The following is a 402-nucleotide window of genomic DNA, read 5'->3' on the forward strand; positions in this document are numbered from 1 at the left end:
ACGACCGCCGGGGACAAAACGGGTCCCGATGCAAGCGTTGCCAGGAGAAACGCGCCGCGGCCGCAGAACATCGCGAATGGCACATGGAAGATGTGGTAATTCCAGGGATTGCTGGTGATCTCGCGCGCTGCCGCCAGATAGATGACGATGGCCGCAGCCAGCCAAACATAAGGGATGGCCGAAAGAGTGCGTTGCTTGGGGTCTTCGACGGGTCTGGGCGGCAGCCAGAAGCCGATCGCGATCAGCACCATGAACGGATAGCCGTAGAACCACCAGACTGAGGTGTTCCATACGGATTTGAAGTAGAAGCTGTTCCTGAAGAATGTCCAGAAACCGGAATCCCAGATATAGCCGCTGCTCGTGACATGAAACGGCGGATAGCTGCGGTCGAGATAAACGGCC

General features: G+C 57.7%; 1 pseudogene. It reads right to left on the reverse strand.

Annotation, left to right across the window (positions count from 1 at the left end):
• Positions 1–402 (reverse strand): annotated as a pseudogene (locus EN906_RS37075) (glycosyl transferase); the annotation flags it as partial.

Origin of the sequence: Mesorhizobium sp. M7A.F.Ca.CA.004.06.1.1, assembly GCF_003999135.1 — a bacterium.
In the GTDB taxonomy this organism is placed as follows: Bacteria; Pseudomonadota; Alphaproteobacteria; order Rhizobiales; family Rhizobiaceae; genus Mesorhizobium.